Source organism: Acinetobacter sp. 25-47-122 (assembly GCF_056779695.1).
In genome coordinates, this window is record NZ_JBWYIJ010000015.1 from 1 (window position 1) to 20,637 (window position 20,637).

The 20,637-nt window shown below is 36.2% G+C and carries 21 protein-coding genes; 9 read left to right on the plus strand and 12 right to left on the minus strand.

Annotated features, from left to right (window positions below):
* The first annotated feature begins 147 nt into the window (after positions 1 to 147).
* Positions 148 to 492: a helix-turn-helix transcriptional regulator gene (locus AC1M9P_RS13115; protein WP_481587891.1), complete on the plus strand. Its 345-nt coding sequence runs from the start codon at positions 148 to 150 to the stop codon at positions 490 to 492.
* 17 nt (positions 493 to 509) lie between these two features.
* Here AC1M9P_RS13115 and AC1M9P_RS13120 read toward each other — a convergent pair whose 3' ends face one another.
* The 5 genes from AC1M9P_RS13120 to AC1M9P_RS13140 all read right to left on the minus strand — a co-directional run bounded on the left by AC1M9P_RS13120 (position 510) and on the right by AC1M9P_RS13140 (position 6,567).
* Positions 510 to 1,214, minus strand: a complete 705-nt coding sequence (locus AC1M9P_RS13120; RefSeq protein ID WP_481587892.1) for a fimbrial biogenesis chaperone — start codon at positions 1,212 to 1,214, stop codon at positions 510 to 512.
* Positions 1,211 to 2,530: a fimbrial protein gene (locus tag AC1M9P_RS13125; RefSeq protein ID WP_481587893.1), complete on the minus strand. Its 1,320-nt coding sequence runs from the start codon at positions 2,528 to 2,530 to the stop codon at positions 1,211 to 1,213. Before AC1M9P_RS13125 ends, AC1M9P_RS13120 begins: the two co-directional genes overlap by 4 nt.
* A gap of 3 nt (positions 2,531 to 2,533) precedes the next feature.
* Positions 2,534 to 5,221 carry a fimbria/pilus outer membrane usher protein gene (locus tag AC1M9P_RS13130; RefSeq protein WP_481587894.1) on the minus strand — a complete coding sequence of 896 codons (2,688 nt, stop codon included), beginning with the start codon at positions 5,219 to 5,221 and terminating at the stop codon, positions 2,534 to 2,536.
* Entirely contained in the window at positions 5,196 to 5,861 is a 666-nt protein-coding gene (locus AC1M9P_RS13135) for a fimbrial biogenesis chaperone (RefSeq protein WP_481587895.1), read from the minus strand. Before AC1M9P_RS13135 ends, AC1M9P_RS13130 begins: the two co-directional genes overlap by 26 nt.
* A gap of 178 nt (positions 5,862 to 6,039) precedes the next feature.
* Complete coding sequence (locus AC1M9P_RS13140) at positions 6,040 to 6,567, minus strand: fimbrial protein (protein ID WP_481587896.1); 528 nt, start codon at positions 6,565 to 6,567, stop codon at positions 6,040 to 6,042.
* Between the two features lie 305 nt (positions 6,568 to 6,872).
* Here AC1M9P_RS13140 and AC1M9P_RS13145 point away from each other — a divergent pair, with 305 nt between their 5' ends.
* Positions 6,873 to 7,364: a hypothetical protein gene (locus tag AC1M9P_RS13145; protein WP_481587897.1), complete on the plus strand. Its 492-nt coding sequence runs from the start codon at positions 6,873 to 6,875 to the stop codon at positions 7,362 to 7,364.
* 245 nt (positions 7,365 to 7,609) lie between these two features.
* Positions 7,610 to 8,212, plus strand: coding sequence for a nitroreductase family protein (locus AC1M9P_RS13150; protein ID WP_481587898.1), 603 nt, complete (start codon positions 7,610 to 7,612; stop codon positions 8,210 to 8,212).
* Positions 8,213 to 8,261: 49 nt separating this feature from the next.
* Here the strand turns inward: AC1M9P_RS13150 and AC1M9P_RS13155 are convergent, their stop codons facing one another.
* The 4 genes from AC1M9P_RS13155 to AC1M9P_RS13170 all read right to left on the minus strand — a co-directional run bounded on the left by AC1M9P_RS13155 (position 8,262) and on the right by AC1M9P_RS13170 (position 11,626).
* Positions 8,262 to 9,470, minus strand: a complete 1,209-nt coding sequence (locus AC1M9P_RS13155) for an MFS transporter (RefSeq protein WP_481587899.1) — start codon at positions 9,468 to 9,470, stop codon at positions 8,262 to 8,264.
* Positions 9,467 to 9,916 (minus strand): MarR family winged helix-turn-helix transcriptional regulator, encoded by a 450-nt coding sequence (locus tag AC1M9P_RS13160; RefSeq protein WP_481587900.1) that lies wholly within the window; start codon positions 9,914 to 9,916, stop codon positions 9,467 to 9,469. Before AC1M9P_RS13160 ends, AC1M9P_RS13155 begins: the two co-directional genes overlap by 4 nt.
* Before the next feature lie 100 nt (positions 9,917 to 10,016).
* Positions 10,017 to 10,571 (minus strand): thermonuclease family protein, encoded by a 555-nt coding sequence (locus AC1M9P_RS13165; protein WP_481587901.1) that lies wholly within the window; start codon positions 10,569 to 10,571, stop codon positions 10,017 to 10,019.
* Between the two features lie 140 nt (positions 10,572 to 10,711).
* Positions 10,712 to 11,626: a LysR family transcriptional regulator gene (locus AC1M9P_RS13170; RefSeq protein WP_481587902.1), complete on the minus strand. Its 915-nt coding sequence runs from the start codon at positions 11,624 to 11,626 to the stop codon at positions 10,712 to 10,714.
* Between the two features lie 89 nt (positions 11,627 to 11,715).
* Between AC1M9P_RS13170 and AC1M9P_RS13175 the strand changes: the two genes are divergently transcribed.
* Genes AC1M9P_RS13175 through AC1M9P_RS13190 form a run of 4 tightly spaced genes read left to right on the plus strand, consistent with a single transcriptional unit; the run spans position 11,716 to position 15,576 of the window.
* Entirely contained in the window at positions 11,716 to 12,957 is a 1,242-nt protein-coding gene (locus AC1M9P_RS13175) for an acyl-CoA dehydrogenase family protein (protein WP_481587903.1), read from the plus strand.
* Between the two features lie 27 nt (positions 12,958 to 12,984).
* Positions 12,985 to 14,106 carry a phosphotransferase family protein gene (locus AC1M9P_RS13180; RefSeq protein ID WP_481587904.1) on the plus strand — a complete coding sequence of 374 codons (1,122 nt, stop codon included), beginning with the start codon at positions 12,985 to 12,987 and terminating at the stop codon, positions 14,104 to 14,106.
* Positions 14,103 to 14,801 (plus strand): histidine phosphatase family protein, encoded by a 699-nt coding sequence (locus AC1M9P_RS13185; protein WP_481587905.1) that lies wholly within the window; start codon positions 14,103 to 14,105, stop codon positions 14,799 to 14,801. Before AC1M9P_RS13180 ends, AC1M9P_RS13185 begins: the two co-directional genes overlap by 4 nt.
* 31 nt (positions 14,802 to 14,832) lie before the next feature.
* Positions 14,833 to 15,576, plus strand: a complete 744-nt coding sequence (locus AC1M9P_RS13190; protein WP_179997992.1) for an SDR family oxidoreductase — start codon at positions 14,833 to 14,835, stop codon at positions 15,574 to 15,576.
* Positions 15,577 to 15,600: 24 nt separating this feature from the next.
* Here AC1M9P_RS13190 and AC1M9P_RS13195 read toward each other — a convergent pair whose 3' ends face one another.
* On the minus strand, positions 15,601 to 16,971 hold the full coding sequence (locus AC1M9P_RS13195) for an alpha/beta hydrolase-fold protein (RefSeq protein ID WP_481587906.1): 1,371 nt from the start codon (positions 16,969 to 16,971) through the stop codon (positions 15,601 to 15,603).
* A gap of 154 nt (positions 16,972 to 17,125) precedes the next feature.
* On the opposite strand from AC1M9P_RS13195, the gene AC1M9P_RS13200 reads away from it, so the two are divergent.
* Both AC1M9P_RS13200 and AC1M9P_RS13205 read left to right on the plus strand, forming a co-directional pair.
* The gene (locus AC1M9P_RS13200; protein ID WP_481587907.1) at positions 17,126 to 17,848 is read left to right on the plus strand and encodes an SGNH/GDSL hydrolase family protein; all 723 of its coding nucleotides are present in this window, start codon (positions 17,126 to 17,128) and stop codon (positions 17,846 to 17,848) included.
* A 13-nt stretch (positions 17,849 to 17,861) separates the two neighbouring features.
* Complete coding sequence (locus tag AC1M9P_RS13205; protein ID WP_481587908.1) at positions 17,862 to 18,449, plus strand: uracil-DNA glycosylase family protein; 588 nt, start codon at positions 17,862 to 17,864, stop codon at positions 18,447 to 18,449.
* 29 nt (positions 18,450 to 18,478) lie between these two features.
* Here the strand turns inward: AC1M9P_RS13205 and AC1M9P_RS13210 are convergent, their stop codons facing one another.
* Together AC1M9P_RS13210 and AC1M9P_RS13215 are read right to left on the minus strand one after the other, a co-directional pair.
* Positions 18,479 to 18,916, minus strand: coding sequence for a hypothetical protein (locus AC1M9P_RS13210; RefSeq protein ID WP_481587909.1), 438 nt, complete (start codon positions 18,914 to 18,916; stop codon positions 18,479 to 18,481).
* Positions 18,917 to 19,006: 90 nt separating this feature from the next.
* A complete protein-coding gene (locus tag AC1M9P_RS13215; RefSeq protein ID WP_481587910.1) occupies positions 19,007 to 20,485 on the minus strand; it encodes a phospholipase D family protein in 1,479 nt (492 codons plus the stop codon).
* Positions 20,486 to 20,637 lie beyond the last annotated feature (152 nt).

A 20,637-nucleotide genomic window follows, 5' to 3' on the forward strand; every position in this document is an offset into this window, starting at 1 on the left:
TCCGCAGATTATGCATGAATATTTAAAATTCTTCGGTACAAATAATCAGCAAGAAATAGATCGTTTTTTGATTTATGAAAGAGATCTAATATACCTCTGCGAAAAGATCCTGTATTATTTGAAATTTTAAAGAAACAGGCTGATCTAATGTTAAACTTATATCCTATAAATAAAGATTTTATAGATTTGGTTAATTACGCAACACTTAAAGCTATTAATAAAAATGATCCAAGAATAAATATTGTTGCTGATTATTTAAATATGTCTCCAAGACTGCTTCAAATTGAATTACAAGCAAGGAATTTGTGCTTTCAGAATATACTCAGAAATGTGCGTTTAAATGTGGCTAAGAAATATTTGGAATCTAGTGATTTAAGTATTTCAGATATCTCTACTAAGCTTGGATATAAAGATCAGACTTCTTTTAACCGAATTTTCAAAAGTTTGACAGGTCAAACTCCTATGCAATGGAAAGAAGGTAATAAGGGATGATCAATTAACTTTAGTTTTTATAGAATCTTTCTATAACTTTTTATTAGCCCTTCTTCATCAATTACACGGAATTCTATTTTTTTAATGTTAGAGTCAATTATTGGTAATTCAATTTTAGATAACGGTTTAATTAAATTGTGTTTAGATTGATAATTATTTTTTTTATTTATATTAATTAGCTCAATGTTTGATAAGCTGATAAAGTAAGGGGTTGGATTTATAATTTCCATTATTGAACTATTTTCTATAATTTTAAATTCTAATTTTGAAATAATTTTATCAATATTGTAATTTTTTAAAAAATCAGGACGATAAAATAGTTTCATCTGGGTATTCATTGCTAAATTTATGTAATTATTATTTTCTATCTGACTAGAAGTAGCAGGGATTTCATATATATTAAGCCAATGTAGCGACTCGTGATCTTTTGCTAATTTTTGACCATTATAAATAATACGAATACCTCTAATTTCATTTGGTTGAAGTTTAAATACAGCAGGTAAAATAAGATAAGGTGTATCATAGTCAGGACCCGATGCCCCATCGTCTACCCAGATCTGGGTCAGAACAGGGTAAGCATTGGTATTCACCAGCATCAAGCTTTTTTCAGTTGTTTTTTCCTCAAAGATGATCCTAGTAGATGACGCTAGTACCCCAGCATGACACAATATTGTCAGTAGATTACTCAAAAATAGTGTTATGATTATAAGTCGAATTTTCATTGAATTTTCACCACAACAGTAGCTGTTGCTTTAACTTTCCCTGGTTTTACATCCAGGTAAGGAATCTTCTTAAGAATCGCTTTATATTGCTGTACGTAACTTCGATATCCAGATTGATTAGAACCGATGGGGCTCGGGTCACCTTCTAATACTGGATACCAGCCTGCACTTTGTCCACCTCCAGAAATTGCATATTGATTGAGAAAATGCATCTTTGTTCCTGTCGTTGAATTTTCGAGTTGAATTCCTACGCCCTTAGCATAAGTAGATTGTTGATATTGATCTGAAACTAAATATTGAACTGAGCCATTTGAGTTGATTAAACCTAACTTTTGAGCATTTACATATGCTGCATTAGAGGGTTGAAAACCGATTGCTGTGTGGTCTGTGGCAACACCTGATTTCGCAGCATTACTGCATTCAACTTCGACATTAAAATTAGCTTCAGCGGTCGAACCATTGTTAATTTGCTGCGCAGGAATAGCCTGAAATAAAACCGTAGGTGTTGCTGTTCGAGCAACGCATGTTTGAACTTGTGAGAGGTTGGAGTTTGTGGAAGTGTTTAATCCATAAGCAAAGCCATTATTGGCTCCCCAGAATGCAAAATTAATATTAGAATCTTCACCGATTTGATCATGGTGTGGAACTATATTGACATTATTGTTACCTGCTAATTGAATATATGCACTAGGCTGATTACAACTTGCAGTTCCTATTGTAGATAATTTTCCACTTTTGTATGAGCCACTCACAATCATATTTCGGTTGCACAGCGTCCCTCTTGTAAATGATGGGAGGCTACTTATTTTGTATAAAGTCGCTTCGAGAGGAGGAATATCCATCAATCGAATTTGAATTTTACCATCTGCTTTTTGGTAGTTTTCAATGTTAATTTTCTGCCAATATCTGGAAAGCGTGACACCTGCCATACTCTGTTTCAATCCAATGTATTGCCACCATGTTGCGTAAACACCACTCAAGCCATCACTGGCACCTGTTTCTACATGTCCACCGAAGGGTTCATCACCATTGGTGGCAACTAAAAAATAAATATGGGGCAAATCAGCTTCATCGCATGTCCATAAAACGGTGGAGAGTGGAATACCTCGGTGTGTTGGTGGAACGACCGTATGACCTAATACACTCCCTACAGGTTGCAAATAAGCCGAGGTCAAGTTTAGTTTTCCAAAATCTAAAGGTGTTGCATTTGAATCAGTTGCACTCATACCGAGATAACTACGTACACAACGTGCATAGGAGGTAGTAACCGCAGTTAAAGTCACTAAAAGTACTAAAATTTGAATCATATATTTCATCGTTTAGTTCTCTACGTTGCAGACTTCATTCAAACGAATGATATGTTTGTCTTTTTCAGTGTCAGGAATGTTGTAATGGATTGAACACCTTTCATCATAATGTTCTCCCCATCTGATTTGCACGTTTCCAGCGGGTTGCTCAGTTCTAAAATAAATTTGCCCATTTTGACCAGTCATACCAATATTTTCTTTCTTCTCATTTAATACATCTGAGCCTAGTGGGATAGTACCTCCAGAGCTGAGTTTGCTTTGGATCAGGACAGCATGACCTTGTTTAGTCTTAAAATTGATCTTTATCGTTGAGCCCGCATACGGTGCAACTTTGGTATTACCTGCATCGATTTCTGTTTGAGAAGACATACCCTCAGGATTAATGGCAATGCTGTTATATCGATAGGGTGTAAGCGCGGGCACAAGTGCGAAACCTTTTTTATCAATTTTAGTGCCGTGAGCATTTAATACACTCGCACCGTATGCGCCTTTAGCCTCAATAAGGGCAAAGGTATCACTGAGGAAAGGACCAAATGTAATCCCGCCAGGGTGGACAGCTAAAGCGCCTTGAATATTGGCTGAACTTTGCCAGTAGTCATTCCCCTTAGAAATGTTGAAAGAGGTATTGGCAGCATTGAAGCGTTTATTTAAACTTGCATTCCATAATGTAACTTCAGAAAAATCATCGTATTGAACTCCAAGGGTATAGTCTAAGTTATCGATCCGTTCGATATTTCCATCAATTGTGGCTTGGTAAGTATTCTGCTGATCGCTGTGGTTATAATTTAAATTTAGATTTTTTGCTAAATTGTTTTTATCCAAAGGAAAACTAATCGATAAGCCTACCGTAGTTTGATTTTTTTGATCATATGGGTATGCTCTATCCAGAACGTGCTGGGCATTATAAGAGTTCTGATAAATCGATTTTTGACGTGATACAGATAGGTTGAGGTTGATTCCATTGCTTAAAGTTTTACCATAGCCCAGTTGGAGTTGGTAATCATTTGGCTTGTCATCTCGATATCTTGAAGCTGAACCAGATAAATAAATGGTGCCATAATCACCTAATAACTGATTGAGTAGAATAGTTGCCCGAGATTGTTCTTGGTAAGTATTCGAATTAAATGTTGAACCATCTTTGATTGATTTTCGAAGTGCAATGACATCTGTTAAATCTCGATAACCCTCAGTTGAAAATCGATATCCTGCAAGTGCAATAGTCGTATTGGTATTTTGGAATGTTTTACTGTAATTGGCTCCAAACATCCAACCCTGTAAATAATCTTCATTCAATAGTTTTGCACGTGAGTAAGTGGTTTCTATACCGAAAGCACCTAAATATGTCGTGAAAGCACCACCAACTAAGGCAGATTGATATCCTTCAGCAAGACGAAAACCGTTATTGAGGGTAAGTGCGTTGCTTAATCCATATTGAGTTGTGATGTTGCTAAAGTTTGTATCTTCACCGATATCACGGGTACGGCCTATGTCTAAGTTGTATCTAAATGCCCCTTTTCTGATAGATTCAGGAACAGCAGAAAATGGCACTCTAAATGTCTGACGAGTTCCATCTGCTTCAAGTACTTCTACTTCTAAATCACCATTGTAACTGGTTGGATAGAGGTCTGATATTTTGAATGGGCCTGGCGCTACGGTGGTTTGATAAATTTCTCGACCATTTTGCAGAATGGAAACTTTAGCGGTAGTTTGAGCTGTACCTTGTACAACAGGTGCATAGCCACGGACGGAGTCAGGGAGCATTCTTTCGTCTGAACTCAAATTCATTCCATTAAAACTTAGACCAGAAAAGAAACGTCCTGTTGAGCTCAACTGTCCAGCTGAAAATTCACTTTGCAGTGTGGTAATCGGTCGTTTTATGTAACTTCGAATATTGTGCCATTGGTTTTTATCTTGTTGACTAGTGAAACTTGACTGTTGACGATATTGCCATTTTCCAAAATTCATCCCACCATTCAATGATAGATAAGCAGAGTTTTGTTGATGGGATTGTCCATAACCCGCATAGCTATTGTGATAATAGTTTGCGTAATAATTCACAAAACCAATGGAAGCGCCATCATCTAATTGGGATGGAAGAACATAGCCTCGAGGCAGGGTTTTAATCAAACTTTGCGGAATGCTGAGGTCTAATCTTAATTGGGCTTGATTAAATTTTGTTGAGCTTGTTGTTACATAATGGGTTAATTGTTCACATGCAGAAATTTGCGTTTCTTTATCACTCTTAAACTGGGAAATAACACCCGCACGCTCTAATTGCTCAAGTTCGAAGCACGGTTCAACTTCATTATCACTGATTTCTTTAAAGCGAATATTAGTATTTTCAATAAATTTATTGTTGATGTAAATATCAACCTTATAGATCCCTGCACTAATTTCATTACCTTTACTAAGACGGATCAAAGCTTTTTGGTTTAATTTAGAACCTTGAAAAAAGGCAGGATCAAAGATGTAGTTTTCTACATTTTCATGTTTTTTCAAATTGGCATTTAACTCACCGTTGTTATTGGGAGCGTTTGCGATTGGTTTATTTCCTATTTCTGATCGAGTTGGTATATCGTACGCAAAGCTTGCACTTGTAATAAGGGTTAACAAGCCTAGTAAAATGTTCGAACTAGAATTTGAATAGACAAAAGGGAAGGATTGCATGGTCGCATTACTCCACTTTCGGTCGAATTTCATTGGATACAATAATCCCGTAATCATTGATGAGATTAAGATGAATCTTGAAATTCTGAATTTTCGCGTCACGTGGAGATAACGGTATGTCGAGGCTACTGTATGGTTCGATCATACTGTTTTTAGAAATTTGAGTATTTCGAGACGCTCGATTTAATAGAACTTGAGCGATATTGGCATAATAAGGGCTGTTGTTCGTGAGTTTAACTTTAGGGAGCGTTGGACTGTTAATGAGTTCATAATGAATATGTTCGTAAATTTTATGAGATTCAAATTTAAGTTTCTCTGGTCGATAAAATACTTTGACTCGATTCTTGAACACCACCATGAGTTTATTCTTGTTTACTGAATCATTTGTGGTTGCAGGAATTTCTGAAAAGTTTAGGTAGTAAAGCGTTTCTCGGTCTTTGGGTAATTCATTTTTTTCACCCGTAAAAACTAGTCGAACCATTTGACCTTGATTTGGTTGAATTTTAAATATTTGGGGATTCGCTATAAACGGTGCTTCAGCATGATCTGGAGTTGAGTCTTCAAATCCGCTATCTAGCCAAACTTGAACAATATTGGGTGTTAGATCTTTATTTTGTAGTTGAATGGTTTTTTCATTTTGATTAGAAGGATAGATGATTCGTTTACCCGTCATAACCACAGCTGCATGTGAAGCTGAATGGAAAATGCATATCGCTGCCAATAATAAATTTTTGGATTTGATTGCTGTCTTCAAAACGGAACTCTCTTTTTAAAGGAAAGAAAGTCCTGCTACTGAGAAGTACGATTCAATAGCAGAACAAGAAATTAAGTCGTGTTATTGCTTTTTAAAATTAGTTGTAGCTAAGGGTGTACTCAGTTACAGCGGTTACAGCACCAGCGGTTACAGCATCTTCAGCATAATATTGAGCGCCGAATTGATGGCTTGCTGATGTTTCTCCAGCTGTTAATGTTAAACCTGGCACAGCGGTTACACCGTTAAGAACAACAGGTGTTTTACCAGCAGCATCTGTAGTTAATTGAATAGAAACGTTTTCCGCTGGATCAGCAGTAGCAATATTGCCTAAATTACCTGTAGAGGTTACGTTGTGACCTAAAAACTTAGTCGTAATATCAACATCCGCCGTGTCTACTTGACAGTCAGATACCTCGATAGTGAAGGGAGTGATTCCAGTCGTATTACCAGCTGCAGCTAATTCTGAAGTAGGTACCGTGGGTAATAAAACGGTTGAATTTGTTTGTCCATTAATTGAGGATTTGCAAGTTTGAGAAGTAACTTCACCTTGAAAAGTTACGGTTGGTGCTGCAAAAGTAGCAATAGGGAACATTACGGCAATTGTAGTTAATAATAATTTAGTCATTTTCGTCAGTCACTCTTGTAAATATATGAAATTGAAGAATATTAAAAATTTATTTAACCTCTTCAATTTAATTTTAATATTAATGCAAGTTAAAGTATTAACTGAAGATGCCGTTAAATTTGGCAATTTATGAAATATTGATAGAGTTTTTGTATTTAATATTTCTTTAAATTTTCATGTTCAATTAAAATTTATATAATCAGAATTGATAAACACAGAACATTAGTTAAAATATGTATACATATTAATTGCTTTCTGGTCTCAGTCTTCTGGGCGACCTTATAGCCAATCTACGGAAATTTTCAATGCTCGATATATATTTAACAGATGTTCAAAAAAATGTTCAATTTCAAGATTATCCAGGTGAACATCCTGTTAAATTTATTCTTAACTTTAAAAAAATCTTCCCAAGTATCATGGAATTACTACTTCCTATTCTGCCTAAAGATGAAAATATAGAAGACATGACGTGGGAATCAACAACAAAAGATTTTGAAACGTTCAAACTCCTACTGACAGGTTGGGGTGTTATTGAATTGCGTCTGAATGCCATTACACAATTCAAAAATCGTGAATTTGCAGATCAGCTAGTAAAAACTGGTCAACAAAAAAGAGCAAAGTTTTCTAAAGAACAACCTAAGCTCAGTATGGTAGATTTAGACTATTTGTTCATGCATGAAGTTCATACGGCGATTGATGCTGAATTAGTGGAGTTAGGTGAAAAATTCTATTTGCCAACCTTACGCTCCCTATGGAAAAACCAAGTATCGGCTCAGGTTCTTGAAGCTAAATTTTAAGCTTACATATGCGAAGACAAGCCCTCTATCATGGAGGGCTTTTTACTATTGGGTAAAAAAAATACGAATAAAATCAAATCTTCGAATTAGGGTTCAAAATGGATAGATGTTGGTCTGATAAATGCTTAATGTAACACTACAACATATTTGATTTGTTGAATATTTAATCTTTGGTTAAGTATTTCTAATGAATTGAAAGTCAGGGTATCGTATTTCCCCGAGGAAATACCAAAGGATTTCAAAAAATGTCGAATCAATTTTTAGATTTAATTCAAAAACGCCGTACGATTTATGCTTTAGGAAAAGCAGTTGAACAATCTCCTGAGTACTTAACAGATCTTATTCAGAATGCGATTAAACAAAGCCCATCATCTTTTAACTCTCAATCTTCGCGCGCTGTAATTTTATTTAACGCTGAACATGAAAAATTTTGGGGCTTTGTGAAAGAGAAGCTAAAGTCATATGCAAAGGACGAGGCGAGTGCTGCAAAAACTTCTGCAAAAATGGATAGCTTTGCTGCAGGCGTAGGCACTGTATTATTTTTCGAAGAAATGGATACGATCACTGACTTACAAGATAAATATCCATCTTATGCGGAAAACTTTCCAATTTGGGCGGAACATTCAACAGCAATGGCACAGTTTGCGGTTTGGACAGCTTTGCATACAGAAGGTTTAGGTGCAAACCTTCAACATTATAATCCGATTGTAGATGATCAAGTCCAAACTGAATGGGCTGTACCAGCTTCGTGGAAACTACGCGCACAATTGGTATTTGGATCTAAGGAAAGTGAAGCTTTCGATAAAGGCTATATTGACGACGCCACACGTTTTAAAGTGTTTAAATAAAATATGGAAAAGCACTCATTGGAGTGCTTTTTTTAAACCCATAAATAGCCTAAGCAATATTCATATTTCGAACGTTTTTCCCATGTAATACATAATATAAGACAATGCAAAATAAAGTACCAATAGCACTATATAAATAGAGTTGTTGGTAACTGATCAAGTCTAAAGCTGAACCTAAGAAATAAGGACCGAATCCCAAACCTGCATCTAAAAAGATAAAATAAGTTGAGGTTGCAAATCCCATTCGTTCCAAACTAGTACTTTTCACTGCAATCGTTTGGCAAATTGACTGGATATTACCGTAGCCTAAACCTAATAATCCTGCGCAAATCAACAAAAGGCCCGAACTGTTAGCTTGGCTCAACAAGAAGAATGCAAGTGCCATAATGAGAAAGGCCGGATACATAATTATATTTTCGCCTTTCTTATCCATCAGTGGTCCCGTAATAGGACGAGAGAGCAGAATCGTCAACGCATAAATGAGAAAGAAAAATGATGCTGCTTCAACCAGATCAATTTCTTTGGCATAAAAATTAATAAACGATAGAACACCAGAGTAAAAGAGGGAGCTTACCAACATGATCAGAGCAATGGGTAAGGCGCTCTTTTCAATATATTGAGATAGAAAACTGTTTTGAGTATGAATCTGATCAGGTATAAAAGAAACCTGATGCAATTGAGGAACTTGAATAAATAATGCTGTAATTAAACATAAAACTGCAAGGATTGAAGATAGGGCAAAAATAATGTTGTAACTGACATGAAGCATTAGCCAGATTGCCAAAAATGGTCCAATAGCAGTTCCTAAAGTACTACTCATACTGTAGTAACCTATACCTTCACCACGACGAGTTGCTGGAATAATTTGAGCGATAATTGTGCCAAATACGGTGGAGGCAACCCCCATCATAAAGCCATGAAAGAATCGAACGATTAATAAAGTTCCAACCTCTAAATGAAGAAAATAAAAGCCTGAAAATATGAGAAATCCAGTGAGTCCGACCAACATGGTGACTTTAGAACCGAATTTAACGAGGAATTTAGCAACCAATAAACGACCAATCAGTGTACCCACAATAAAAAGTCCTGATACTAAACCAGCCTGCGCCGTCGTCGCTCCAAGTTCTGCTATCGAAAATCCCACAATGACAATGACGAGAAGATAAAAAGTCAGTACCAATTGAAAGTTAATTAAACTGACCAAAATAAAATTACGTGTCCAAAGAGGCTGATCAACTTGATTTGAGGAAATACTCATAACTCCTCCACGATATTTAAACTTTTATCACGCTCTAAAATAGACAAAAACAGTTGAAGTGTCTCAGCACTTTGAGCGATGTCTTCAGGATTTATTTGATTCAAAAACTGTTGTTCAAATTGATCAATCTGAATTGTACAAATTTGATAAAGATCTCGACCTTTTTCAGTTAATTGAATTAATTTTTGGCGTTTATCAGATGATTCTAAAAACTGAATAACATCTAATTTATGTAAAGTATTAATGCGTTTTGCAATTGATGGTTTAGAAACATTGAGTTCACGAGCCAAATCAATTGAAGTGATGGAGTCATGATCATAGATATGATAAATCAACTGCCACATTGAATAGTTCAGTTGGTATTGAGCCAAGATATCATTTAAACGGTCACTAAAGAGTCGCGCACTTCGCAGCAATACGACACGGAATTTGGGAGAGTTTTGCATATAGTTAACCAAGCTAACTAGTTTGTTGGCTTGAATTTACGCTCAATTATTAGATGAATCAAGCGTAATGCACTTATTGATAATCAGGGTACTGAAAATATTAGTTTTTTTGTTTTCTAAAAGTACTTGGTCGAATAGGACGGGTCCCGCGCCAGAGACCTCGTTTATTGCGTTTTGCACTATCTTGTAGCGAGATCATATATTTTAATTGCTTTGGATCACGTATGTATTCTTCGTAAACCCACGCACCACCACGCTTCACTAATTCTTCATTCATATTCTTGCGATAACGGTAGACCACACCCACGCAACGTCCATAACGATCAATATCCGTGATTTTTACACGAACAATTTTACCTTGAACCATTTTCTTAACTAAGCGTTGGGATTCAAGCCCGTAACTTTGATTAGATTCAGGCGCATCTACAAAAGCAAAGCGTAATTTAGTTTTAGAACGTCTTAAATTTAAACGGTGGCAGGAGAGGGTGTCACCATCACTCACCGCTGTAACACGGCACCAATAAGTTTTTCCTTTTTTAAAAGGTTTAAATACTTGAAGAAGATAAATTCTTACTTGTCTAAAAATGATAAGAAGTAATAAGCATAAAATCGCACCTAGCCCAATAAGCCATGATGCAGGGAGTTGATCAAACATAGAAAACACAAGAGAAAACAAGCCTTAATATGATAAATCAACTCGAAGTGAGTGTTTGATTTAATATTGAACAGATGGTGTTTACACAGATTTTCAAGTAAATAGCCTAAGTTTTATCATCTATCACCGCCACAAATAGCCTAAGCAAAAATTTTATTAATTTCTGAAATTAAATACTCGTACTTTTGATGTGATGCTAATTGTGAATTCCAATAAATTCCCATTTTCATTAAAGGAAATTCAACAGGGAGTTCAGAAATTTTTAAATCTTGAGGTAATTTCAAATTTTTTAAAATACTAAAAGGTAAGGTTAGCAATGTATCAGGATATTCCTTCAAAATTTGTAGTGCTGTTGAGTAATGTTGACAGCGTAAAAAAATATCACGTTGAATATTCAACTTTTTAAAATGTAAATCTTCAATAAGCACACCAGAATGCCTTGATGAAACACCAATATGTTGGGCATGTTTGTATTGTTCTAAATTTTCGATGGTTGTCAAACCACATATCACAAAGCGATCATTCACTAAAGGGTTAAAATAAATTTTCTCATCAACTTTCTGTTGAAGATCAACCACTAAATCAAGTTGCTGTGACAATAAATCTTTTGCCCAATTAGTTCGATCTAATTTGATACTTTGAAACCGTGTCGCTAGTCCTAAATCACGAAAATGACGAATTAACTGCGGAAAAATTAAAGGCTCAATTTCATCATGAATTGCTATACGGATAGATTGAATCGTCAATGGGTCAAAAGATATATGATGAGTCGAGATATGCTGAATTGCGATTAATGTTTCTTTTATTCGTGGATAAATTTGATGTGAAAAAGGTGTCGCAACCATCTTTATACCACTTCGGATAAAAAGATCATCTTTCAATTGTAATCTTAATCGCTGTAAAGCATGACTGGCTGCAGATTGTGTAATACACATCATATTTGCGGCTTTGCTGATACTTTGATGTTCGTATATCGCAATAAATAATGGATATAGATTGATATCAATGTGTGAAAAAGCGCTCAGATCCACAGATTCCTGATGAATTCTATTCATAAAGTAATATTTAAATAAATCATTTTATTCATAGTAGATTTCAAGCTATGTTGATGTAAAGCGTGACGAGAATATAGTTTGAGGGATTAATGTTTGAATTAACGGAAAAAGCTAAACACTTTTACGATTTAGCACAACGCTTTATTCAAGACGAAATAGAGCCTATAGAACAAGAATTTTGGCATAAAGTTCATCAATTAAATCCAAGTGATGATTGGACATCATGGATGTGGCCAGCAGAACTTGAAGTACTCAAACAAAAAGCTAAATCACAAAATCTGTGGAATCTTTTTTTACCAGACCCAGAATTTGGTCAAGGTTTAACAGTTCAAGAATATGCACACATTGCTGAGTTAACTGGCCGTAATTTATTGGCTCCTACAGTTTTCAATTGTAATGCGCCAGATAGCGGTAATATGGAGTTAATTTGGCGTTATGGCTCAGCACAACAAAAAGAGCAATGGTTAAAACCTCTTTTAGACGGAAAAATTCGATCCGTATTTTGCATGACTGAACCAGAAGTTGCTTCTTCAGATGCAACGAATATGCAAGCCACTGCTGTAATTGAGGGAGACGAAATTGTTTTAAATGGACGCAAATGGTGGTCGTCAGGCTTAGGCGATCCTAATGCAAAACTCATTATATTTATGGCACATACACCAGACGCAAATAAAGGTCGACATCAACAACATTCAATGGTTTTAGTTCCAGTTGAAACTGAGGGCGTGAAAATTGAAAGAATGTTACCTGTATTTGGTGATTATGATGCGCCACACGGTCATGGAGAAGTAACCTTTAATAATGTTCGTGTTCCAGTCACTCATTTTATTGGTGGAGCAGGTCAAGGGTTTGAGATTGCACAGGGGCGACTTGGTCCAGGACGTATTCATCATTGCATGCGTTGTATCGGGGCTGCTGAGAAATCATTGGAATTAATGATTGATCGTGGAATGCAAAGAAAAGCATTCGGCAAGGAAATTTTGAAACTTGGTGGTAATTTGGAAAGAGTCGCGGAAGCGCGTGTTGCCATCGATCAAGCACGTCTTTTGACCTTATATGCGGCATATAAAATGGATAAACTGGGCAATATGGCTGCACTCACTGAAATCTCTGCAATTAAAGTCGTTGCACCTAGTGTTTTGGAAAAAGTTGTCGATATGGCAATGCAAATTCACGGCGGTGCTGGTCTGTCTAGAGATACGCCATTGACAGGTTTTTTTGCACAAGCACGTGCATTACGTTTGGCAGATGGGCCAGATGAGGTGCATAAAGGCATGATTGCAAAATTGGAAATTGCGAAACGTGGTTTTTCAACTCGTCCTTATCAATAAGATGAGCACTCGATTTAAGGAAGAAATATGTCAGTTATAGATACAGCAGGGCAAGTCAGACGTGGTGAAGAGCTCGATATCGTTTCAGTCACAAACTGGTTAAATCAAAATGGTGTGGAAGTGATTGAGCCTGTAGAAGTTACACAATATTCTGGTGGAGCTTCAAACTGGACATACCGGCTAAAATATAGCAATGCAGATCTGATATTAAGAAGACCACCCGCAGGAACCAAAGCCAAATCTGCTCATGATATGGTTCGAGAACATAATGTTCAGAAAGCTTTAAAAGATCTATATCCAGTCGTGCCCAATATGTTGGCATTGTGTCAGGATAAATCTGTACTCGGATGCGATTTTTATGTGATGCAGCGAATCGAGGGAATTATACCAAGGGCAAAGCTTCCACCAGAACTAAAACTCACTGAATTTGATGTACATCAGCTTTGTATAAATGTTTTAGACAAATTGATTGAATTGCGCCAAGTTCCTTATCAAGGAACAGCACTTGAACAAATTGGAAAAGGTGAAGGTTACTGCCGTCGTCAGGTCGAAGGTTGGGACAGTCGCTACGAAAAAGCCCATACCATCAATGTACCGACCTTTAAGTTTGTACGAAATTGGCTTAAAGACAATATTCCTGAGGATTCAACCAACTGTATTATTCACAACGATTGGCGTTTTGATAATGTCATTTTGAATCCTCAACAGCCTACTGAGGTCATCGGGGTGTTGGATTGGGAAATGGCGACAATTGGTGATCCACTTATGGATTTAGGATCAGCCTTAGCATATTGGGTTGAAGAAAACGACAATATGATCTTTAAATCGACACGTCGACAACCTACACATCTTAAAGGTATGTTTACACGTAAAGAAGTTGTGGATTATTACCTAGAAAAAACAGGACTAAAGCCATCTAACTGGACGTTCTATGAAGTATTTGGGATCTTTAGATTAGCGGTCATAGCACAACAAATTTATTATCGTTATTACCATAAACAAACGGATAATCCTGCATTTAAGGATTTTTGGATTGTGATTCATGCATTACATATTCGTGCTTTAAAACTCATAGGTATACAAAAGCTTGAAGCGAATGAAATTGCAAAAACTTATCTCGCAAAATTACAGGATATTCTGCCAAGATGACGACAATATATTTGGTCAGACATGGTCAAGCTTCATTTGGTGCTGAAAGTTATGATCAGCTTTCTCAGAAAGGTGAAGTTCAAGCACGTGTGTTGGGACAATATTTTCAAAAGTTAATACAAGAGCAGCCCTATGTATTAGCTGGCTCGATGAAACGTCATCAGCAGACGGCGGATATCTCTTTGAAAGAGTGTTTTCCTGACAGTCAGATTGATATCGATCCACATTGGAACGAATTCAATCATCAACAAGTGTTTGCAAAATATGAACCACGTTTTGCAGATCCTGCATTACTTAAAAAAGATGTTAGTCAAGCGGTAGATCCACGTGCCTATTTAGGAAAAATTTTTGAAGGTGCAATTCAACGTTGGACCAAGGGGGATCATCATCATGATTATGACGAAAGCTGGCCTCAATTTCAGCAAAGAGTACTTCAAGGCTTGAACAAACTATGTGTACAACTTGAAAAGGAAAAACCTCGCTATGCCGTAGTTTATACGTCTGGTGGTGTTATATCTGTTGTTGCAGGGCATTTACTTGGTTTAAGTTCAGACAAAACTTTTGCATTGAACTGGGCAATCACTAATACCAGTTTTACCACCTTAAGATTGGTTGGTACAGAACCACAATTACTCAGTTTAAATGAACATCATTATTTAAAAGAACAAGATCGTGATTTGCTCACTTGGATTTGATCAAGGCTATATGCCATAGAGAGAAAATGGAATGAACAAAACTATATTAATTACAGGGGCAAGCTCAGGTATCGGTGCTGGGATGGCACAAGAGTTTGCAAAAAAAGGATATAACCTAGCGATCTGTGCACGTCGTTTAGAAAGGTTGTATGCTTTAAAAGACGAAATAGAACAACGCTATCAGGTAAAAGTAAGTGCGAAGGTATTGGATGTCACGGATGATGAGCAAGTCTTCCGTGTATTTAAAGAGTTTAAAGATGAGCTAGGCACTATCGATCGAGTGATAGTCAATGCTGGTGTGGGCGAAGGACGTCGTATCGGTAAAGGTAATTTTGCGATTAATAAAGCAACAGTTGAAACTAATTTTATTTCTGCGATGGCACAATGTGAAGCAGCGGTCGAAATTTTTAGATCTCAAAATTCAGGACATTTAGTTGTAATTTCGTCGATGAGTGCTTTGCGTGGTATGCCAAAACATCTTACAGCTTATGCTGCCAGTAAAGCGGGAATTGCGCATTTAGCCGAAGGGATTCGAGCTGAACTTCTTGGAACACCAATTAAAGTTTCAACGATTTATCCTGGTTACATTCGAACTGAAATTAATGAAGGTGCTGGAAAATTACCTTTTGAGGTCGATCAAGCCACAGGATCACGACTATTAGCTGAAGCAATCGAAAAGCAACCAGTCAAAGCATATGTACCAAAGTGGCCATGGTTGCCATTGGGTTTTGCAATGAAGGTTTTACCGCTTCAGCTCGTCAATAAGCTGAGTTAAAAGAACGTCTTATAAATCCCACATTTAGTGGGATTTATTTTTAAAGAAATATTTCAAAGCATCTTGTATGACGATTTGCCAAACGGCATATGAATGTCCGCCTATATATTCTTGATAGTGAACATTGTGTCCCTGATCGATTAAATCCTGAGCGACAATCGGAGAGGTTTCTAGAATGCTTAAGCTATTATTTTGTCTCGAATATTCATAGCTATTGGCTGAAATATACCAATTGAGTTTCTTTATATTGTCTAATGTTGAAGCTCTGATCAGTTTACTCATACCATTGATTGTATCGTTTGGATCAGATTTCCACCAAAATGAACCAGAAAGTGGCACGACGTGACTAATATCATTGGATGTTTTTAACGCCAAATAAGCAGAACTCAGACCACCTAAACTTGAACCCAATAAGACTGTTTTGTTGTGATCACGTTGGTAGGGCAAATGTTGACTCATCCAAGGCAATAATTCTTCTTGAAAAAACTGTGTGTATTCTGGATTGGGGCTAAGTTCTTTAGCACGTAATTGATCATTAGGATGTCCAACAAAAACAGCCTGTATAGGTGGGAGTTGCTGTTGTTGAACCAACTGATCTAATATCTGGGGAAATTTAACTAAATGCGCATATTGCTCACCATCAAAAAAAATCAGTGTGATATATGATTTTCCGACTTGAGGTGGAGTCGCATAAATCTGGATAAGACGATCATTTCCCAAAACTTTACTTTTCAACACGGAATAAGTTAATTGTTTTTCACTTTTTTCAGCCATTTGAGTTGGATCAATAAAATTGGGCGCTCGACTGAGTTTTGCGATATTTTCATTCCTCAGCGTGGTATTCGTTTTTAAGGCAATATTTTTAGAATCAAACCACTTATGAGGATTGAAAGGGTCGAGTTGTTGTACCTTTAAAATAGATCGACGCTGATCTCGAGATTCTTTTAAATTTGGGTTTAAATGTGGGCAGTAATTTGATAAATATCCATCGATATTCGGTGAATCCACAGCAAAACTATAACTTCCGATAAATCTTGAATCAACAATACTTTCTTTAAACCAAATATCAGTACCTTTAAGTCGAGTTAACCACTCATGATCATTACTCGGACCACCGATTAATCGCACATTGTGTTTTGCACCACGATATAAATAAATGACACGTTGGTGTGTTTCATTAAAATCTTCAATTATTGGGGTTTGATTTTTACGAATTTCCGACCAAAATTGATCGAGGAGATGATTTTTTTGCTCAGGATGCATCTGAATTTTGTTTTGGATTTGCTGAAGCACCTTACTTTTGGCATCCATATCTTCACATGCAGGGGCATAAGGTTGAGTGCTGACTTGTAATGAATGATTTACAGAAAGATCAGCACTTACTGCGGTACTCATTAACATCAATATAGAAAAAAATTTGATAGGATGATTCATGGATTTTAGCTTTGAATTAATCATTGTAAATGATAATTATTTTCAATAATAAATAGCAATGAAAATATCAAAAAATCGTTTAAAATAGGAAATATCAAAACCTAAAATCAAATACATGTTTCTTAAATTAGCGACAATCGCACTCATTCCAGCTTTACTTGTGCAAGGTTACCAAGTCAAGAAAAATACACCTCGTTTAGCAGAAGCTTTGGGGGAAAGAAATGGTTTGGTTGGTAATGGCCCTCAAATATCAATTTTAATTTTAGGTGATTCAGCTGCTGCTGGTGTGGGTGTGCAATTTCAAGAAGATGCGCTAAGCGGAACATTGTTACAAGAACTAAGAGATCATTTTCAAATTCGCTGGTCATTAATTGCAAAAACTGGAAATCGTACTTCAGATGTAATTCGAACTATACAGGCTATTAATAACGATCAGTTTGATATTGTAGTAACTTCGATAGGGGTCAATGATGTAACACAGCTCATCTCACCACAAAAATGGATCTGCCTACAAGAACAATTATATTCACTGATCGCTGAGAAATTTTCACCCAAGCTCATTATCGCGACTGGAGTTCCACCGATGAATGAGTTTCCTGCATTACCAAATCCTTTAGCTTGGTTGTTTGGAAAATATGCTCATCAAATGAATGTTGAATTGGAAAATTGGATTGAACCACAACCAAAATTTGAATTGGTTAAATATGATTTGGATGAGTATAAACAACTCAATTTGAAGATGGCTGAGGATGGATTTCATCCAAGTAAAGAAATCTATCAGCTTTGGGCAAAAAAAATTAGTTCGATTATTCAAAATCACTGTAGATCGAAAAGTTAGACCGAAATTTGATATGAGTGATATCGAAACACATCCACTTGAGCCATTTGTACCTCAACAAGCCAAATTGCTCATGCTTGGCAGTTTTCCTCCGCCGAAAGCAAGATGGAAAATGGATTTTTATTATCCGAATTTTCAAAATGATATGTGGAAAATATATGGGTTGATCTTTTTTCAAGACTCTCATTATTTTCTAGACCGTGAAAATAAACAATTCAAAGAGCAAATGCTGAAAGATTTTCTAAATGAGTTGGGCATTGCAATATTTGATACAGCCTATCAAGTACGGCGTTTGAAAGACAATGCCTCAGATCAATTTCTAGAAATCGTTACACCGACAGATATGTTTCTATTGCTTAAAAAAATTCCATATTGTCGAGATATTATGACCACAGGTGATAAAGCAACTGAGACCTTATTAAAGTCAATGAATGCGTCTGTACACACTAAAGTTAAAATGGGTACAGTCGTGGATCTGCAATTTGATAACAAAGATATCCGAATTCATCGTATGCCATCTTCTTCAAGAGCTTATCCTTTAGCTCTTGAAAAGAAAGCCGAATACTATCGTGAACTTTTCCAGTCAATTGGATTAATTTAACAACCTGTTAAAGTCAATCGAGATGCTTATTACACATCATAATCTACATAATCCCACAAGTTTAAACGTGATTTAATTTCTTTACGAATATGTGGAAGCATATTGAGTAGAGTACCATCAATCCATAAAGATAATGCTTGAGCAGATAATTCTTGTCCTTCTTCATCAACTAAGCGGGCACCCTTCACAATCACGAGCGTTTGTTCTGAGACAGAGGTTTCAATGCCTTTGAAAAAAACTTGTAACTCATGACCATTGTCTAAAATTAACCAAGCCAAATCAATTTGAACATTATGGTTAGATTTTAACGTGATAGAACCTTCAACTAAGTCTTCATCAGTAAGGCAATCATAATCAACACTAATTTTAGCTAAATACCATTCATGCTGAGATAAATCTTCAAGTGATAAAAAAGGGGTGAGTATGTCGTTCAGATTATACTGTCGACTAAGATCAAAAAATTGCATGGGAGTAGAGTAGAACCAAGGGTTCAAAAAATAAAACGTGAATAATAATGCAATTTATCCTGGTTGTACAAACCAGTCACAACAAAGAATTTACATCATCCATTCGATTGGGAGATAGGACAAAGACTTGAACATAAATCTCTGAAAACGAGTCGTTTCAGGGTCATGATCATGTATTAACTTTTCTTCACCTCGTTGTTCTTCCCATCTTAAGTTTTGATGTGCATCCAAATGTAGTTGATAGGCAACTTTGGGAAGATTTTCATCTAAAGATTGAGATATCTCTGTTTTAAAATCGGCTGACTCAATGATCAGTCCAAGTTCAGTATTCAAATACGCTGAACGTGGATCAAAATTGAATGTTCCAATAAAAACTTTATCATCTACAGTAAAAAATTTAGCATGAAGACGCGACGCATTTTTTCCTTTCGCAGGAATAACATTACCCGTCATAATTTCATACCAAGTCCGATCAGACCGTTCAATATAAGGTTTAAACTCGTAAAGTTTTACATCTGACCTTAAGAGTGGGGTTCGATATTTTTGATAAAATGCATGAACAATCGAGACATCATTTGCCAAATATGAGTTTGTTAAAACTCGAACTTTGACATTCTGCTCACTCAATTGTTTGAGGAAAGACTCACCATGAACAGTAGGAACAAAATAGGCAGACACCAAGTTTATTTCTTGAGCAGGTTTCCCCATAATGGATTTGAACTGATTAAACAGCAGTTCATGAGATTGAGCTTTCGCTCTGATTTTATTGGGGCTGTCTGCAACAAAATGAGCTTTAGACCAACGAATAGGATGTTTTTTTAAATTTTCTTCTAAAAAACGTTCTGCTTGATCAATACGTTTTTTAGTTTCAGCACCTTGAAAATTTTGCTTGGTTGAATAATACGATCTTAAATACGCTAATTCTTTTTGAGACTGAGGAATTATTTGCTGAATATTATAACTCAGCTCATCATTCCAAAATTGGTGAAACACCGTGTTTGCAGCTGAAACTGATTGCCCTGCAAATAAAATATCCATATCCGCGAATTGAAAATTGTCACTGGCATCAAAATATTCATTACTGATATTACGCCCCCCAGTAACAGCAATCGCTCCGTCAGCAATAATCAGTTTGTTATGCATTCTATGATTGACTTTATTAAAGCGAAACACATAATCCAAAACTCTAAAGCTGCGAAATTTGTAGGGATTAAATAGCTTAATTTCGATATTAGGATGTTTAGACAATGCACTTAAGGTCGAGTCTAATTGAGTGCCATTTTGATCATCAATTAACAGTCGAACCTTCACATTACGATCAGCTGCTTTGAGTAGGTCAGACAATAAATGCTGACCTATCACATCATTTTCCCAGATATAGTACTGTAAATCGATCGTATGATTTGCTTCACGTATTAAATGAACACGTGAAGCCATACTCATAAAAGGATCATGAAGTGGTAAAAATGCAGTTAAACCTTGTTCAATATTGCGTTTTGTTTCTGGTGTATTACTGAGCCAAAGTGCGGTATGAGGTTGGATTGGGGCTTGTTTTATACTTGTATTCATCGCCAAATTACATCCAGTTAAAATAAAGAATGTGAGTAAACACAATATATGTCGCAACATAAGCATCAAAGCTGTCGTTCCTAAATCTTATTATTCAGTTGTATGGCTATAATATCATCAATCAAATAGTTGAATGTTTTTATCAAAAGCGG

Coding starts and splice junctions, on each gene's coding strand:
- AC1M9P_RS13115 (WP_481587891.1), top strand. CDS start 148: ATGTTAAACTTATATCCTATAAATAAAGATTTTATAGATTTGGTTAAT.
- AC1M9P_RS13120 (WP_481587892.1), bottom strand. CDS start 1,214: ATGAAAATTCGACTTATAATCATAACACTATTTTTGAGTAATCTACTG.
- AC1M9P_RS13125 (WP_481587893.1), bottom strand. CDS start 2,530: ATGAAATATATGATTCAAATTTTAGTACTTTTAGTGACTTTAACTGCG.
- AC1M9P_RS13130 (WP_481587894.1), bottom strand. CDS start 5,221: ATGAAATTCGACCGAAAGTGGAGTAATGCGACCATGCAATCCTTCCCT.
- AC1M9P_RS13135 (WP_481587895.1), bottom strand. CDS start 5,861: ATGACGGGTAAACGAATCATCTATCCTTCTAATCAAAATGAAAAAACC.
- AC1M9P_RS13140 (WP_481587896.1), bottom strand. CDS start 6,567: ATGACTAAATTATTATTAACTACAATTGCCGTAATGTTCCCTATTGCT.
- AC1M9P_RS13145 (WP_481587897.1), top strand. CDS start 6,873: ATGCTCGATATATATTTAACAGATGTTCAAAAAAATGTTCAATTTCAA.
- AC1M9P_RS13150 (WP_481587898.1), top strand. CDS start 7,610: ATGTCGAATCAATTTTTAGATTTAATTCAAAAACGCCGTACGATTTAT.
- AC1M9P_RS13155 (WP_481587899.1), bottom strand. CDS start 9,470: ATGAGTATTTCCTCAAATCAAGTTGATCAGCCTCTTTGGACACGTAAT.
- AC1M9P_RS13160 (WP_481587900.1), bottom strand. CDS start 9,916: ATGCAAAACTCTCCCAAATTCCGTGTCGTATTGCTGCGAAGTGCGCGA.
- AC1M9P_RS13165 (WP_481587901.1), bottom strand. CDS start 10,571: ATGTTTGATCAACTCCCTGCATCATGGCTTATTGGGCTAGGTGCGATT.
- AC1M9P_RS13170 (WP_481587902.1), bottom strand. CDS start 11,626: ATGAATAGAATTCATCAGGAATCTGTGGATCTGAGCGCTTTTTCACAC.
- AC1M9P_RS13175 (WP_481587903.1), top strand. CDS start 11,716: ATGTTTGAATTAACGGAAAAAGCTAAACACTTTTACGATTTAGCACAA.
- AC1M9P_RS13180 (WP_481587904.1), top strand. CDS start 12,985: ATGTCAGTTATAGATACAGCAGGGCAAGTCAGACGTGGTGAAGAGCTC.
- AC1M9P_RS13185 (WP_481587905.1), top strand. CDS start 14,103: ATGACGACAATATATTTGGTCAGACATGGTCAAGCTTCATTTGGTGCT.
- AC1M9P_RS13190 (WP_179997992.1), top strand. CDS start 14,833: ATGAACAAAACTATATTAATTACAGGGGCAAGCTCAGGTATCGGTGCT.
- AC1M9P_RS13195 (WP_481587906.1), bottom strand. CDS start 16,971: ATGAGTACCGCAGTAAGTGCTGATCTTTCTGTAAATCATTCATTACAA.
- AC1M9P_RS13200 (WP_481587907.1), top strand. CDS start 17,126: ATGTTTCTTAAATTAGCGACAATCGCACTCATTCCAGCTTTACTTGTG.
- AC1M9P_RS13205 (WP_481587908.1), top strand. CDS start 17,862: ATGAGTGATATCGAAACACATCCACTTGAGCCATTTGTACCTCAACAA.
- AC1M9P_RS13210 (WP_481587909.1), bottom strand. CDS start 18,916: ATGCAATTTTTTGATCTTAGTCGACAGTATAATCTGAACGACATACTC.
- AC1M9P_RS13215 (WP_481587910.1), bottom strand. CDS start 20,485: ATGAATACAAGTATAAAACAAGCCCCAATCCAACCTCATACCGCACTT.